The following is a 14,139-nucleotide window of genomic DNA, read 5'->3' as shown; positions in this document are numbered from 1 at the left end:
GCTCCTACCCCTTCCGGAGGGTCTTGTCGAACGAGTGCGCGGCGCGGCCCGCGAGCCCGGCCAGCCCGGTCGGGGCCACGTACATCACCGCGATGATCAGCAGCCCGAAGATCACTCCTGGTGCGGCCTTGTTCACGTCCTGCGACAGGCTGGGGACGAACATGACGAACAGGCCGCCCAGCAACGGCCCCCACGCCGAGCCCAGGCCGCCGACCACCAGGCCCGCCAGCATGGTGATCGACAGCGTGACCGCGAACGAGTCCGGCGACACGAACCCGATCACCCACGTGTAGACGCAGCCCGCCGCGCCCGCGAGCATCGCGCTCCAGGCGAACGCGAACCGCTTGTAGAACGCGAGCCGCACGCCCATGACCTCGGCCGCCGTCTCGTTGTCCCGGACCGAGTGCAGGGCCCGGCCGACCCGCGACCGCAGCACGCCGAAGGTGAGCAGGAACGCCGCCGCCGCCACCGCGAGGGTCAGGAAGTACAGCCACTGGTCCTCGGCCAGCCCGCTCCAGGCCGGTGGCCGCGGCTTCTCCAGGGTCAGCCCCATCGACCCGCCGGTGACCGGCTCGAACCGTTTGAGCAGCGGCACCAGGAAGATCGCGATGGCCAGCGTGACCAGCGCCAGGTAGAGCCCGCGCAACCGGGTGGCCGGCACCCCGAGTCCCAGCCCGATCGCGAACGCCAGCGCCGCCGCGGCCGGCAACGTCACCGGGTACGGCAGGTCCCAGCGGTCCATCATGATCGCCGCGCCGTACGCGCCGACCGCGAAGAACGCCCCGTGCCCCAGCGAGATCTGCCCGGCGTGCCCGACCAGCAGGTTCAGCCCGAGCAGCGCCACCGCGTACACCAGCACCATCGTGAACTGGAACACCCGGAACGGGACCAGCTGGAACGGCGCCCACAGCACCGCCAGGAGCACCACCGCGGCGGCGATCCACCGCCACCGCAGTGCCGCGAAGCCCGCGAGCCCCTCCCGCGCGCTCATGCGCGCTCCACCTCCGCCCGGCCGAACAGGCCCTGGGGGCGCAGCAGCAGGACGCCGAGGATGACGGCCAGCGGGACGCCGATCTTGAGGTCGGAGCCGATGAACCCGACGTAGGCGCCCGCCAGCGTCTCGGCCACGCCCACGATCAGGCCGCCGGCCACCGCGCCCGCCGGACTGTCGAACCCGCCGAGCGTGGCCGCCGCGAACGCGTAGATCAGGACGCCGCCCATCATGTTGGGCTCCAGGAACAGCAGCGGTGCCACCAGCACCCCCGACACCGCGCCGACCGTCGCGGCCAGCCCCCAGCCCAGCGCCAGCGTCCGGCCCACCCGGATGCCGACCAGCCGCGCCGACTCGGGGGCGGCGGCGACCGCCCGCATGCCCAGCCCGATCTTGGTGTGCCGGAAGAGCAGGTAGAGCAGCCCCATCACCCCGCCCACCACGGCGAGGATGCCGAGCGTGGCGTAGCCGACGCTGACCCCGCCCGCCCGGAACGCGCCGCCGGGGAACGGGTTGGGGAAGTCCTTGATGAGGAACGACCAGATCCACCCGGCCGCCGCGTTGACGAAGATGAACAGGCCCACGGTGACGATCACGATGGTCAGCTCGGGCGCTCCCTCGACCGGCCGGATGACGACCCGTTCGATCAGCATGCCGCCCGCGAAGGACACCGCCAGGGTCAGGACGAGGGCCAGCCAGAAGGGCAGCCCGGCCTGCACGAACTGCCAGGCGATGTAGGTCGAGAACATCGCGAGCTCACCCTGCGCGAAGTTGACGACGCCGGTGAACCGGTAGATCAGCACGAGGGCCAGCGCCAGGCTGGCGTAGATCGCGCCCGCGCCCAGCCCCTCCACGATCTGCTGCAGGAAACCGGCCATGTCTAGATCCGGTATCCGAGGTAGGACTGGGCGACCTGCTCGTCCGCCCGGATCCGCGCCGCCGAGCCCGACAGCACGATCCGGCCGGTCTCCAGCACGTGCGCCTGACCGGCGATGTCCAGCGCCAGATGGGCGTTCTGCTCGACGACGACCACGGTGGTCCGCTCCTCCTCGTTGATCGACCGCACGATCCCGAACAGCTCCCGGGTGACCAGCGGAGCCAGCCCGAGGGACGGCTCGTCCAGGAGCAGCAGGCGGGGACGCAGCATCAGGGCCCGCCCGATCGCGAGCATCTGCTGCTCGCCGCCGCTGAGGCTGCCCGCCGCCTGCCCCAGCCGGGACTTCAGCACCGGGAAATAGCCGTAGACACGGTCCAGGTCGGCCTGGACGGCGGCCCGGTCCCGCCGCGTGTAGGCGCCCAGCCGCAGGTTCTCCTCGACGGTCAGCGGCATGAACGTGCCGCGCCCCTCCGGGACGTGGCCGACACCGAGCCGGGCGACCGCGTCCGGGGAACGGCCGGTCAGGGCGGTGCCGTCCAGCCGCACCGTGCCGCGCCCGCGGACCATCCCGCACAACGCCCTGAGCAGGGTCGTCTTGCCCGCCCCGTTCGGCCCGAGGATCGCGCAGATCTCGCCGCGCCCCACCCGCAGCCCGATCCCGTGCAGCACGCGGACGTCCCCGTACCCGGCGTGCAGATCCTCGACCACCAGGAAGCTCCCGCCGTGCTCCGTGTCCCCCGTTCGGCTCCCGCCCTGCTCCGTGTCCTCCGTTCGGCTCATGCGGGGGTCCCGAGGTACGCCTCGATGACGGCGGGATCGCGCTGGACCTCTTCGGGCGGCCCTTCGGCGATCTTGCGGCCGAAGTCCAGGCAGATGACGCGGTCGCAGACGCCCATCACGAAGCCCATGTGGTGCTCGACGACGATCACGGTCACCTCCAGGTCGTCGCGGACGGCGCGCAGCGTGTCCGCGAACTCGCCGACCTCGGCGGAGCTGAGGCCGTTGACCGGCTCGTCGAGCAGGAGCAGCGCGGGCCGGGCGGCCATGGCACGGGCCAGCTCGACCCGCTTGAGGGTGCCGAACGGCAGCCCGGCCGCCGGGTGGTCGGCGACGCCGGTCAGCTCCAGCCGCCGCAGCACCTCGTCCGCCTCGGCGCGCAGCCGGGCCTCCTCGCGGCGCACGGCGGGCAGCCGCAGGCTCGCGGTGAGGAAGCCCGCCCTGCCGTGGTGGTGCGCGCCGACCATGACGTTCTCGCGGACGGACATGCGCGGGAACAGCCCGAGGTTCTGGAACGTGCGGGCGATGCCCAGGCCGGCGATCGCGTGCGGCGGGACGGCGAGCAGGTCGCGGCCGGAGTAGCCGATCCGCCCGGCGCCGGCCGCGCACCGCCGGGTCAGGCAGTTGAACAGGGTGGTCTTGCCGGCGCCGTTGGGCCCGATCAGCCCCACCATCTCGCCGCGCTCCACGCGGAAGCCGACGCCGTCCAGCGCGGTGATGCCGCCGAAGCGGACGGTAAGATCGTGAACCTCCAGCATCCGGCCTCCTGGGGGTGGGTTCGGTGAGACCGCAGAACGGTGTTCTGGAGTAGGCGTCAGCGTAAAATCCGCCGTTCAGGCCCACATTGGGCACGGCCACCCAAGATCCGACCTGGGAGTTGTCCGCCGAGCACAGGGCCGGTCCCGAACGTGTCACGGCCCGTTGACGGTGCGGCGGCGGGCATGGATCATCCGGGCATGGCCGGTGGCTTCAGCACGGGAACGCTCACCGGTGCGGGCACGGTCCGTACCGAACGCTCACGAATCCTTGCCGAACTCCTCGATCGAGTGGACGAACTGGCGGACCGGGCGGTCACGGCGATGCGCGCGGAGATCCCCGCGTACCGGTCCCGGGACGCGGCGTTCCACGCGGACGTGCGCGAGCAGGTCGGCCGGCACTACCGCACCAAGCTGGCCGTGCTGCTGGAAGAGCGCACGGTCACCTTCGACGACATCGCCTTCAGCAGGCGGGCCTCGATGCGCCGGGCCCAGACCGGGCTCGCGCTGGCCGACTACATCAACGCGTTCCGGGTGGGCCAGCAGGTCTTCTGGGAGGCCGTGGTCGAACGGGCGGGCGGCTCGTACGCCGGTCACCGGGCCGCGCTCGCGCTGGCGTCCGCGCTCATGCGGTACTGCGACGTCGCCAGCACGCAGGCCGCCAACGCCTACATGGAGTTCCAGCAGTACGCGGCGGCCGAGGCGATCGGGGAGAGCCGGGACCTGCTGGAGGTCCTGCTGGCCGGGGAGCCGCCGGCGCGCGGCCCGCAGCTGGCGACCGCCCACGCGCACGGCCTCGGGCCCGGCGCCCGGACGCCGCTGGTGGTGGTGACCGCCGTCCTGGTCGGGCCCGCGCCGGCGCGTTCGGACGCGCGGCACGCGGCCTGCGCGGCGATGGCCCGGACGGGCGTGAACGGCCTGCGGACGCTGTCGGTCGTCCGGCAGTCGGAGATCGTGGCGGTGCCCGCGCTCGGGCCGGGCGCCGAGGCCGAGCGGCTGTGCGAGCGGCTGTGCGACCGGCTCCAGGAGGTACGGGAGGGCCTGCTGGCCGAGGGCGTCACGCTGGCGATGGGCATCAGCACGGTGGTGTCCGGGACGGCGCAGATCCCGCGCGCCTACCAGGAGGCCCGCGCGGTGCTGGAGTTCCTGCCCGAGGACGGCGGGGTGGCCGCGCTGCCGCGGATCAGCCCGTTCGAGTACATGGCGCTGCGGGCCGACGACACCGCCCGGCACCTGGTGGACCCGCGGATCACCGGGCTGCTGGCCGAGGACCGGGCGCGCGGCGGGGTGCTCACCGCCACCATCCGGGCGTTCGCGTCCGCCGACCTCAACCTGCGCGCCGCGGCGGAACGGCTGCAGATCCACCACAACACCGCCCAGTACCGGCTGCGGCGCATCCAGGAACGGACCGGGCGCAACCTCCGGCACATCGCCGATCTGGTCGACCTGCTCGTCGCGATCGCCCTCCAGGACGCCCTGCCGCCGGCCACCAATCCCGGGCGGCAAACACTGGTCTCCGCGACCGATGAGGGCCCCGCCGCGCCCGGCGTACCTTCGGCGCATGAACCTCGCTGACCGGCTGCGCGCCGCGGCCGAACGGTTCGGTGGACGGACGGTCCTCACGCTGGACGGGGCGGTGCTCGGCTACCGGGCGCTGGAGGTCATGAGCGCCCGGGTCGGGGCGCTGCTGCGGCGGCGCGGGATCCGGCCCGGCGACCGGGTGGCGGTCATGCTGCCCAACGTCCCGGAGTTCGCCGTCGTCTACTACGGGGTGCTGCGGATCGGGGCGGTGGTCGTCCCGCTGGACCCGCTGCTCAAGCGCCGGGAGATCGCCGCGTACCTGGTCCACTGCGGGGCCCGGCTGGTGATCGCCTGGCACGCGTGCGCGGAGGCGGTCGAGGCGGGGACGGCGGGCACCGGCGCCGACTACCTGTTCGTGGAGCCCGGCGAGTTCCGGCGGCTGCTGCGCGGGGTGCCGCCCGAGCACGACGTCCCCGCCACGGCGGACGGCGCGACCGCCGTCATCCTCTACAGCGCCGGGACGACCGGGCGGCCCAAGGGCATCGAGCTGACCCACGGCAACCTCGCGGGGAACGCGGCGACGGTGGCCCGGATGCACGCCCTCGGGGTGGACGACGTCGTTCTGGGGGCGCTGCCGCTGTACCACGCGTTCGGGCAGACCTGCGTCCTCAACGCCACCGTCCAGGCGGGCGCGCGGGTGACGCTGCTGCCGCGGTTCGAGGCGGGCCGGGCGCTGGAGGTCGTCCGGCGGGACGGGGTGACCGTCTTCCAGGGCGTCCCGGCGATGTTCGTCGCGCTGCTCGACCAGCCGGGCGTGTCCGACCTGTCGCTGCTGCGCCTGTGCGTGTCCGGCGGCGCGGCGCTGCCGCTGGACGTGCTGCGCGCGTACGAGGCGCGGGTCGGCCGCCCGATCATCGAGGGGTACGGCCTCAGCGAGACCTCCCCCGTGGCGGCCTCCAACCGGGGCGGGCCGGGCCGCCGGCCGGGGTCGATCGGCCGCCCGGTCCGGGACGTGGAGATGCGGGTGGTCGACGACGCGGGCCGCGAGGTGCGGTGCGGCGAGGTCGGCGAGATCGTGGTGCGCGGCCCCAACGTCATGAAGGGGTACTGGAACGACCCGGAGGCCACCGCGGAGGCCCTCCGCGACGGATGGTTCCACACCGGCGACCTCGGGCGGGCCGACGGCGACGGGTTCTTCTTCCTGGTCGGCCGGCGCCGCGAGGTGATCATCAGGGCGGGCCGCACCGTGTACCCGCGGGAGGTCGAGGAGGTCCTGTACGAGCATCCCGCCGTACGGCAGGCCGCGGTCGTCGGCGTCCCGCACCCCGAGCTGGGCGAGGAGGTCGCCGCGTACGTGGCGGCGCGGGCACCGGTGGACGCGGCGGAGCTGCGCGCCTTCGTGAAGGAGCGGGTCGCCGCCTACAAGTACCCCCGGCGGGTCTGGTTCGTGGAGGAGATCCCCACCACCCCGACCGGCAAGATCCTCAAGCGCGCGCTCGCGCCGCCGCCCGCCGCCCGCCCCGGCTGAGGACGTGCGGACCGGGATCGGCCGGGCTCACGTTCGTTCGGGCCCACGTTCGTTCAGGGGCTCGCGTTCGTTCAGGGGCAGGAGGACCTGGAAGCGGGTGTCGCCGGGCTCGGACTCCACCCGCAGGTCACCGTGGTGCCGGTTGACCACGATCCGCCAGGAGATGTCCAGGCCCAGGCCGGTGCCGTCGCCGACCGGCTTGGTGGTGAAGAACGGCTCGAAGATCCGCTGCCGGTTCTCCGGCGGGATGCCCGGCCCGGAGTCCCTGATCTCCACCATCAGCCGGTCGTCGGCCGCCCGCGTGGTCACGGTGAGGGTGCCCGTACCGCCCATCGCGGCCACCGCGTTGTCGATCAGGTTCGTCCACACCTGGTTGAGCTCCCCGGCGTAGGCGGGGACGGCGGGCAGCGTGCGGTCGTAATCCCTGACCAGCCGCACCCCGGGGCCGATCTTGCCCGAGAGCATGAGCAGCGTGGAGTCCAGGCCCTCGTGCACGTCGATCCACTGGTACGGCGCCCGGTCCATCTGGGAGTACTGCTTGGCCGCGCCCAGCAGCTTGGAGATCCGGCCGGTGGCGTCCTCGATCTCGCCCATCAGCGTCTCGGTCTCCAGGGCGTACCCGAGCCAGCGCAGCGCCGCGTTCAGGAAGTCCTCGCCGACCGCCGCGCCCACCTCGTCCAGGTCGGTCACCTCGATCCCGGCCGGGACGAAGATCGGGGCCAGGTCCCAGCCGTCGGCCACCCCGTGCTCGTCCAGCCAGTCGGTGAGCTCGTCCTCCCGGTCGGCGATCTGGAGCGCGGTCAGTTTCGGCGCGTCGGCGACCCGCTTGACCAGGCGCTCCTGGACGTCGATCAGCTGCTCCAGCAGCCCCGGCTCGATGTCCTTCTGGGCCAGCAGCGCCAGCTTGTGCCGCATGCCCGCGACCCGCTCGCGCAGCGACGCCGTTGCCCGGACGGCCGCCGCCGCCGGGTTGTTCAGCTCGTGGGTGAGCCCGGCCGACAACGCGCCCAGGGCCAGCAGCCGCTCGCGCTGCCCGACCACCAGCTGGGTGTTGCGGGTGCCGATGAACATCCCTTCGAGCAGGTGCGCGGGCATCGGGAACCAGTCGCGGAACCGCTCGGCGAACGTCTCGGCGGGCAGCAGGAAGAACGTGGTGTCGGTGACCGAGTACACCGACGCCGCGTACCGCTGGTCCTCCTCGCGGTCGCTCAGGAAGAACTGGGTGGCGCCGCAGTACACGCCGCGCTGGTCGGTGGTGTTGATCTCCAGCTCGTCGCCGCGGACGGCGCGGGTCATCCGCAGCGTCCCGGTCAGCAGCACGTAGAAGCAGGTCGCCGGCTCGCCCTCGCGGAACACGGCCGTCCCCTGCCGGAACGCCTCGACCGTCCCCTGCGCGGCGACCCACTCCAGCTGCTCGGGCGTCAGCCGCTCGAACAGGAACAGCGTCCGCAGGTCGTCGGCGCTCAGAGTGTGGGACTCCTCCGCTCGCGGCTCGCTCATCGTTCCTCCAGATACCGATGCACCAGGGTCACCGCCATGGCGCCCTCGCCGACCGCGGAGGCGACCCGCTTGACCGACTGCGCCCGGACGTCCCCGGCGACGAACACCCCCGGGACCGAGGACTCCAGGTAGTAGGGGTCGCGGTCGAGCGTCCAGCCCGCCGGGCGGTGCCCCTCCACCAGCAGGTCGGGCCCGGTGCACACGAACCCGTGCGCGTCGCGGGTCAGCGTGTCGCCCAGCCAGTCGGTGTGCGGGGCGGCGCCGATGAAGACGAAGACGTGGCCTGTCGGGACCGTCTCGGTCCTCCCGCTGCCGGCCTCGCACAGCGTCAGCTCCTCCAGGTGCCGGTCGCCGCGCGCCGCCACGACGGACGTGCGCAGCCGCACGTCGATGTTGTCGATCGCCCGGATCTGCTCGATCAGGTAGTGCGACATCGACTGCGCCAGGTCCTTGCCCCGCACCAGCAGGGTCACCGAACGGGCGTGCCGCGAGAAGAACACCGCCGCCTGGCCCGCCGAGTTGGCCCCGCCGACGATGTAGACGTCCTCGTCCTCGCACGCCTGCGCCTCGGTGGACGCGGACCCGTAGTAGACGCCGCGCCCGGTCAGGTCGGCGCAGCCCTCGGCGTCCAGCGCCCGGTACATCACCCCGGTCGCCAGCACGATCGAGTGCGCCGCGATCTCCGAGCCGTCCTCGAACCGGACCACCCGCGCCGAGCCGCGCGTCTCCAGCGCCACCACGCCGCGGGCGGTGAGCACCTCGGCGCCGAACTTGCGCGCCTGCCGCCGGGCCCGGTCGGTGAGCTGCGCGCCCGACACCCCGTCGGGGAAGCCCAGGTAGTTCTCGATCCGGGAGCTCTGCCCGGCCTGCCCACCGGTCGCCTTCTTCTCCACCAGGACGGTCCGCAGGCCCTCGGACGCCCCGTACACCGCCGCGCCCAGCCCGGCCGGGCCGCCGCCGACCACGATGAGGTCGTAGAACTCGCCGGCCGGGTCGGTGGACAGCCCCGCCGCCGAGGCGATCTCGGTGCCGGACGGCCGCGACAGCGCCTGCCCGTCCGGGGTGATCACCACCGGGATGTCGTCGGGCCCGGCCGCCGCGGCCTCCAGCAGCCGCCGCCCCTCCGGCTCGTCCACCGAGTACCAGCGGTACGGGACCGCGTTGCGGGCCAGGAAGTCGCGGACCCGGTAGGACGGCTCGGACCAGCGGTGCCCGACGACCTTGATCTCCTCCACCGACCGGTCGCCGACCGCCCGCCAGGTCTCCACCAGCGCGTCCACCACCGGGTAGAGCTTCTCCTCCGGCGGGTCCCAGGGCTTGAGCAGGTAGTGGTCGACGTCCACCACGTTGATCGCCTGGATGGCGGCCTCGGTGTCGGCGTACGCGGTCAGCAGGGCTCGGCGGGCGTGCGGGAACAGGTCCATCGCCTGCTCCAGGAACTCGATCCCGTTCATCCGGGGCATCCGGTAGTCGGCCAGGATCGCCGCGACCGTCTCGCCGCGCAGCTTGATCTCGCGCAGGGCGTCCAGCGCGTCGGCGCCCGAGCCCGCCCGCATCACGCGGTAGTCCCGCCCGTAGCGGCGCCGCAGATCGCGTGCGACGGCACGGGACACCGACGGGTCGTCGTCGACGGTCAGCAGGATCGGCAAGCTCATGGGACGCATCATTCCCGATAAAACGGCATTTCGCTCCTGCCGGAGCCGGTGGATCCGGGCACCCTCATTCCGGTCCCGCCGCTGGTCCGCATGGCCGCGGCGAGAGCGGTGAGCCGTCCGCGCGCCGACCTCACCGACGGCACGGGATCAGGGCTCCGGGACCCCCGGCGCCCCGATCCCGTCCGCGGAACGGACCGCCAGCGCCGTCGTCACGGTGAGAGGGGCCGCGAACAGGGCGGCCAGGGCCGGGATCGCGATCCCCGAGTCGTTCACCGCGAACCCGACGGCCGTGGTCACCAGGACCGCCAGCAGCGCCACCCGCAGGGCGGGCGTCCGCCGGAAGACCGGGCCGAGAACGCCGTCGCGCCGCAGCAGGAACGCCATGAGCAGGACCAGCGCCAGCGTCGCGGGCAGGGTGAGCCACACGTTCCCCAACGAGTTCAGCATCGAGTCCACCTTGCGTTCCAGGATCGGCCCGGCCCCGCCGTCCAGCATCCGCTTCCAGAAATCGCCCAGGTGGGAGCGGCTGTCCGCGGGGCGCAGCGAGTCGAGGTAGGCCAGCCCGCCCACCAGCAGGGCCCCGGCACCCCCGGCCAGCAGCACCGGACGCGCCGACACGCGGCGACCCGCCGCCCACAGCGCCAGCAGCACGACCCCGGGCGTCAGCGCGAGCACCCCGCCGAAGTCGCTGCCCCAGCCCGGCCACCCGTCCACCACGACCGCCGCGCCCCCGATCAGCAGGGCGAGGGCCGCCGCGCGGTGCCGGTGCCCCGCCGCGGCCACCGGGCCGGCCAGCCCGGCCGCGCACACCAGCGACGCCGTCGCGAACAGCGCGAACGTCAGGTTGCCGAAACCGTAGAACCGCCCCGCGACCAGGGAGAAGTTGCCGTTGAGGCTGTCGGCCTGCAACGGCGACCCGGCGATCACGTCCGCCGCCAGGGTCAGCGCGGTCACCGCCGCCACCCCCGTGACCGGGCCGAACGGGCGGCGCCGCCATGGCCCGGCCAGCGCCACGGCCACCACCGCGACGTCCGCCACCGCCACCGCCGCCGCCAGCCCCGCCGCAGGATGGCCGGCCCGCCACCACGGCACGAGGTTGGCGAGGTAGGTCGCGGCGGGCGCCGCCGCGGCGGCCAGCGCCACGTACCGGGTGGCGGTGAGGACCAGCCCGCGCCGTTCCGCCCGGCAGCGGCGCCACGCCAGCGCCGCCAGCCCGTACGCGAGCAGCTGCCCGCCGACGAGCACGATGTTGAATGGCGCGACCATGGAGCGCGCGACCCGGGCGGCCAGGTCCCGCTCCCGGAGCCGTTCGATCGCGGCGGCCCGTTCCTCGGGACGCGGCGCCCGGTGCGTCCAGGACGCTCCGGTGAGCCGCGCGGGCACGGGCGCGCCCGCCAGCCGCAGCACCGTGGGCGTCACGTCGGTCAGCGTGAGCAGCCCCGTCCGGCGGGTGGACGGCACGCTGAGGTACCCGGGCGCCGTCGACGGGCCGAGGTGCATCGTGACCCGCAGCCCCGGCCGCCCCACGTCCGCGACACCGACGATCAGGACGGTCGCGTTCTCCTGGACGCGGGCCAGCACCTCGCCGACCCGGCGGTCCGCCCGCGACAGCGCCGCCGTCCTCGAAGCCGCCGCCCCCGCCGCCCCCGCAGGCTCCGCCGCCCGCCCGCCGGTCCCGTGCGTGAGGTCGTCGATGTCCACGGCCGTCAGGGCACAGCGCTTCCAGTCATGGGCGCGCATGTCCCCGACGTCGTCGCGGTAGTGGTCGACCCGGCCGGAGGAGTCCGCGACCGCCAGCGCGCCGCCCCGCCCGACCGCGGTCGTGCAGCCGCCCGCCCGGTGGACGGCGTCGCCCAGCAGCCCCACCTGCGCGGCATAGGTGGTCGCCGCGTTGTGCGCCCGCAGGTCTGGATGACCGGGAACGACCGCGCCCGCGCCGTCCCGGCGCGGGCGCGGCGGCCGGCCGCACCCGCCGTGCGGCGGTTCGGCGCGGGCGCCCGCCGAGATCGTGAGCCAGCCGCCCGCCGCGCAACTGCGCGGCTCGACGCCGCGGACCGCGATGTTGGCGATCCCTCCCCGGTCGGCCGCGTGCCAGAGCACGGGCGTGGACGCCGGTTCGACATCTCCCCAGCGCAACCCCGGTACCCCGATCAGCACCACCCCGCCGTCCGGCTCCGCCGAAGCAGAGGCGGGTGCCGCCGCCGTCAGCGCCACACCCGTCAACCCGACCAGCAATGTCACCACAAAGATGAGGTGGCGGCATATTGGTCGCATATGCGTATGGTGCCACCGTCTTGACGTTTCGGTCGCGTGGGCATATGACCGAAATGAGCCAGGTTTCCCGGCGTGATTGATGAGTGCGGTAAGCGTCCACGAGCGCAAACTGCTCCCCGAATCGGGCGGCCGTAAGTCGCGCGCGACTGAAAGGGCTTAATACCCCGCAGGCATGGGAGCCGGCCGCGGGCGAGTTGGCGAGTCGGGTGGCGCGGGCGGCCCGATTTCTTCTCGGGATGGTGTCGAGAAGGCCGGGCCGGTTCCGACCTTCTCGTGACGGCGCCGGAAGGCGGCGCCGGCGAAGCGAAGGATTCTCGCGATGAGCAGGTTGGTGCTGGACGTGTCGGTGTCCCTGGACGGATTCACCACCGGGCCGGACGTCCGGGAGGAGGAGCCGATGGGGGACGGCGGCGAACGGCTGCACGAGTGGCACGCGGGGAAGGGGCCGGACGGCGGGGTCGACCTCGGCGTCGTGCGGGAGGACACGGCGGTCGGAGCCGTCCTGATCGGGCGGCGTACCTTCGACCTCGGCCTGGGGCCCTGGGGCGGCACGCCGTGGCCCGGCGTCCCGAGCTTCGTGGTCACCCACCGGACCAGGGAGGACCTTCGCGGCGACAACGGCGGGACGTTCGCGTTCGACGGGCTGAAGGCCGCGGCCCGGCGTGCCAAGGATGCCGCCGGGGACAAGGAGGTCTGGGTGCTGGGCGCCGACGTCGCCCGGCAGCTGCTCAGGGCGGGACTGCTCGACGAGGTGCGCATCCACCTCGTCCCCGTGCTGCTGGGGGAGGGCACGCGGCTGTTCGCCGGGGAGCGGGCCGAGCTGGTCCCGGTGGGGAAGCCCGTCGCCGGGGCCGTGACGCACCTGCGCTACCGCGTCTCGAAGCCCTGACGCCCTCTGGCCCCGCCCTTGGACGGTCTAGTCGTACTCGTCGAACTGGCGGAAGGTGTAGGGGATGTCACGCTCGCGCAGCCAGGCGCTGAACCGCCCTTCGATCTTGTGCGCCGCGTCGTCGTCCACCGTGCCCACGGAGGCGCGGACGGCGTCAAGGACGTCAACGGTCTCTCCGGTCTCGGCGGCCAGGCGCGGGACGTCCGCGGCGGCGACCGTCGTCCAGCGCCGCCACTCGGTGACCATCTCGCCGATCTGCATGCGGACCGCCCAGCCGGAGTCGGTGCAGTAGAGCGTCACGTCGCCGTTGCGGCAGAGGTAGACGCGCGCCCGGGAGCGTCCGTGGTCGTCGTCGTGGCCGCCCAGTTCCAGCGACCGTACCGCCGTTCCGGCCCGCTCCAGCTCGAGGTCTCGCCCGAAGTGCATGGAATGATCTTCGGGGGTGTCGCGGGCGGGGGTCAACGGGGGCGGCGGGCCGGGCTACGTTCCGGGCGTTCCGGGTACGGAGGGCGGGCCGGGGTCCTGGCCGGGGCGCGGCGGCCTGGACGGGACCATCCGGGACTCGAACCGTTCCATGAGCATCAGGAGGATCAGCGCCGCGAGAGGGGCCATCAGCATCGTCAGGATGGTGCTCACCTTCCACCATTGTGATCGATTCGTACTGCCGGAGTGCCAACTCGGAGCAAATCCGACAGATAGCCCTCTACCTCCCAGAACGGGGGTCAAACCAGATTGATCTCCGGGGTCGCGGGCCCGCCTCCGGGCCCGCGACCAGGGCGGTCACCGGGAGGCACCGTCACGGGCCAGCCGCCGTACGGCCGTCTCGACGTCGCAGGACGCGGCCCGGTTGAACGGCAGCTTCGACAGCAGCAGGCCCATGGCGCAGGTGTTGGTCAGCGCCGCGACGACCAGCCCGGCGCCGATCGCGGCGGCCAGCCATGTCAGGGCCGGTACGGCCAGGCCGCCCAGCACGCCGGCCAGCACCAGGCTTCCGGCGACCAGGCGGACCTGCCGTTCGAGGTCCCAGCGGCGCCGGCCGCGGTCGACCGGGGAGCCCGCCTCCTGCCAGGCGAGGATGCCGCCGTCCAGGACGTGCAGGCCGGACAGCCCGGCCTCGGCCAGAACGCGCTCGGCGCGGGCGGCGCGGCCGCCCGTCCGGCAGATCAGCACGACGACGTCGTCGTCGCGCAGCCGGCGGCGCAGCTCGGCGCCGTGCTCGGGGAGGTCGTCGAGAGGGACGTTGGCGGATCCGGGGATGTGGACGGCGGCGTACTCGGCCGGGGTGCGCACGTCCAGCAGCCGCGGCGCGTGCGGGGAGGCGAGCCGCTGCCGCAGGGTGAAGGCGTCCATGGTCGGGGTCGTGCTCATCGCG

The 14,139-nt window shown here is 73.7% G+C and carries 13 protein-coding genes; 3 read left to right on the top strand and 10 right to left on the bottom strand.

Going from position 1 to position 14,139, the window contains the following annotated elements; translation table 11 throughout:
- Positions 1 to 4: 4 nt before the first annotated feature.
- The 4 genes from IW256_RS29820 to IW256_RS29805 are packed head-to-tail and all read right to left on the bottom strand — an operon-like array spanning position 5 to position 3,403.
- A complete protein-coding gene (locus IW256_RS29820) occupies positions 5 to 991 on the bottom strand; it encodes a branched-chain amino acid ABC transporter permease (protein WP_197014118.1) in 987 nt (328 codons plus the stop codon).
- Complete coding sequence (locus tag IW256_RS29815; protein ID WP_197014117.1) at positions 988 to 1,869, bottom strand: branched-chain amino acid ABC transporter permease; 882 nt, start codon at positions 1,867 to 1,869, stop codon at positions 988 to 990. The genes IW256_RS29820 and IW256_RS29815 overlap by 4 nt, the downstream gene beginning before the upstream one ends.
- A gap of 2 nt (positions 1,870 to 1,871) precedes the next feature.
- The gene (locus IW256_RS29810; protein ID WP_197014116.1) at positions 1,872 to 2,648 is read right to left on the bottom strand and encodes an ABC transporter ATP-binding protein; all 777 of its coding nucleotides are present in this window, start codon (positions 2,646 to 2,648) and stop codon (positions 1,872 to 1,874) included.
- Positions 2,645 to 3,403: an ABC transporter ATP-binding protein gene (locus IW256_RS29805; protein ID WP_197014115.1), complete on the bottom strand. Its 759-nt coding sequence runs from the start codon at positions 3,401 to 3,403 to the stop codon at positions 2,645 to 2,647. The genes IW256_RS29810 and IW256_RS29805 overlap by 4 nt, the downstream gene beginning before the upstream one ends.
- Before the next feature lie 198 nt (positions 3,404 to 3,601).
- Between IW256_RS29805 and IW256_RS29800 the strand changes: the two genes are divergently transcribed.
- Together IW256_RS29800 and IW256_RS29795 are read left to right on the top strand one after the other, a co-directional pair.
- The gene (locus tag IW256_RS29800; protein ID WP_197014114.1) at positions 3,602 to 4,975 is read left to right on the top strand and encodes a PucR family transcriptional regulator; all 1,374 of its coding nucleotides are present in this window, start codon (positions 3,602 to 3,604) and stop codon (positions 4,973 to 4,975) included.
- Positions 4,962 to 6,449 carry a long-chain-fatty-acid--CoA ligase gene (locus tag IW256_RS29795; RefSeq protein WP_197014113.1) on the top strand — a complete coding sequence of 496 codons (1,488 nt, stop codon included), beginning with the start codon at positions 4,962 to 4,964 and terminating at the stop codon, positions 6,447 to 6,449. Before IW256_RS29800 ends, IW256_RS29795 begins: the two co-directional genes overlap by 14 nt.
- Before the next feature lie 27 nt (positions 6,450 to 6,476).
- On the opposite strand, the gene IW256_RS29790 is transcribed toward IW256_RS29795, so the two are convergent.
- From IW256_RS29790 to IW256_RS29780, 3 genes are all read right to left on the bottom strand, one after another.
- The gene (locus IW256_RS29790; RefSeq protein WP_197014112.1) at positions 6,477 to 7,949 is read right to left on the bottom strand and encodes an ATP-binding protein; all 1,473 of its coding nucleotides are present in this window, start codon (positions 7,947 to 7,949) and stop codon (positions 6,477 to 6,479) included.
- Positions 7,946 to 9,604 (bottom strand): FAD-dependent oxidoreductase, encoded by a 1,659-nt coding sequence (locus IW256_RS29785; protein ID WP_197014111.1) that lies wholly within the window; start codon positions 9,602 to 9,604, stop codon positions 7,946 to 7,948. Before IW256_RS29785 ends, IW256_RS29790 begins: the two co-directional genes overlap by 4 nt.
- A 147-nt stretch (positions 9,605 to 9,751) precedes the next feature.
- A complete protein-coding gene (locus tag IW256_RS29780; RefSeq protein WP_197014110.1) occupies positions 9,752 to 11,845 on the bottom strand; it encodes an alkaline phosphatase family protein in 2,094 nt (697 codons plus the stop codon).
- A gap of 352 nt (positions 11,846 to 12,197) precedes the next feature.
- On the opposite strand from IW256_RS29780, the gene IW256_RS29775 reads away from it, so the two are divergent.
- A complete protein-coding gene (locus IW256_RS29775) occupies positions 12,198 to 12,767 on the top strand; it encodes a dihydrofolate reductase family protein (RefSeq protein ID WP_197014109.1) in 570 nt (189 codons plus the stop codon).
- A gap of 27 nt (positions 12,768 to 12,794) precedes the next feature.
- Here IW256_RS29775 and IW256_RS29770 read toward each other — a convergent pair whose 3' ends face one another.
- The 3 genes from IW256_RS29770 to IW256_RS29760 form a co-directional block, all read right to left on the bottom strand.
- Entirely contained in the window at positions 12,795 to 13,193 is a 399-nt protein-coding gene (locus tag IW256_RS29770) for a hypothetical protein (RefSeq protein WP_197014108.1), read from the bottom strand.
- A gap of 54 nt (positions 13,194 to 13,247) precedes the next feature.
- On the bottom strand, positions 13,248 to 13,403 hold the full coding sequence (locus IW256_RS29765; protein ID WP_197014107.1) for a hypothetical protein: 156 nt from the start codon (positions 13,401 to 13,403) through the stop codon (positions 13,248 to 13,250).
- A 144-nt stretch (positions 13,404 to 13,547) separates the two neighbouring features.
- Complete coding sequence (locus IW256_RS29760) at positions 13,548 to 14,135, bottom strand: rhodanese-like domain-containing protein (protein ID WP_231403984.1); 588 nt, start codon at positions 14,133 to 14,135, stop codon at positions 13,548 to 13,550.
- Positions 14,136 to 14,139 lie beyond the last annotated feature (4 nt).

Origin of the sequence: Actinomadura viridis, assembly GCF_015751755.1 — a bacterium.
GTDB classification, from domain to species: domain Bacteria; phylum Actinomycetota; class Actinomycetes; order Streptosporangiales; family Streptosporangiaceae; genus Spirillospora; species Spirillospora viridis.
The sequence above is the reverse complement of the archived record's forward strand: the minus strand, read 5'-3'. Positions and strand labels throughout refer to the sequence as shown.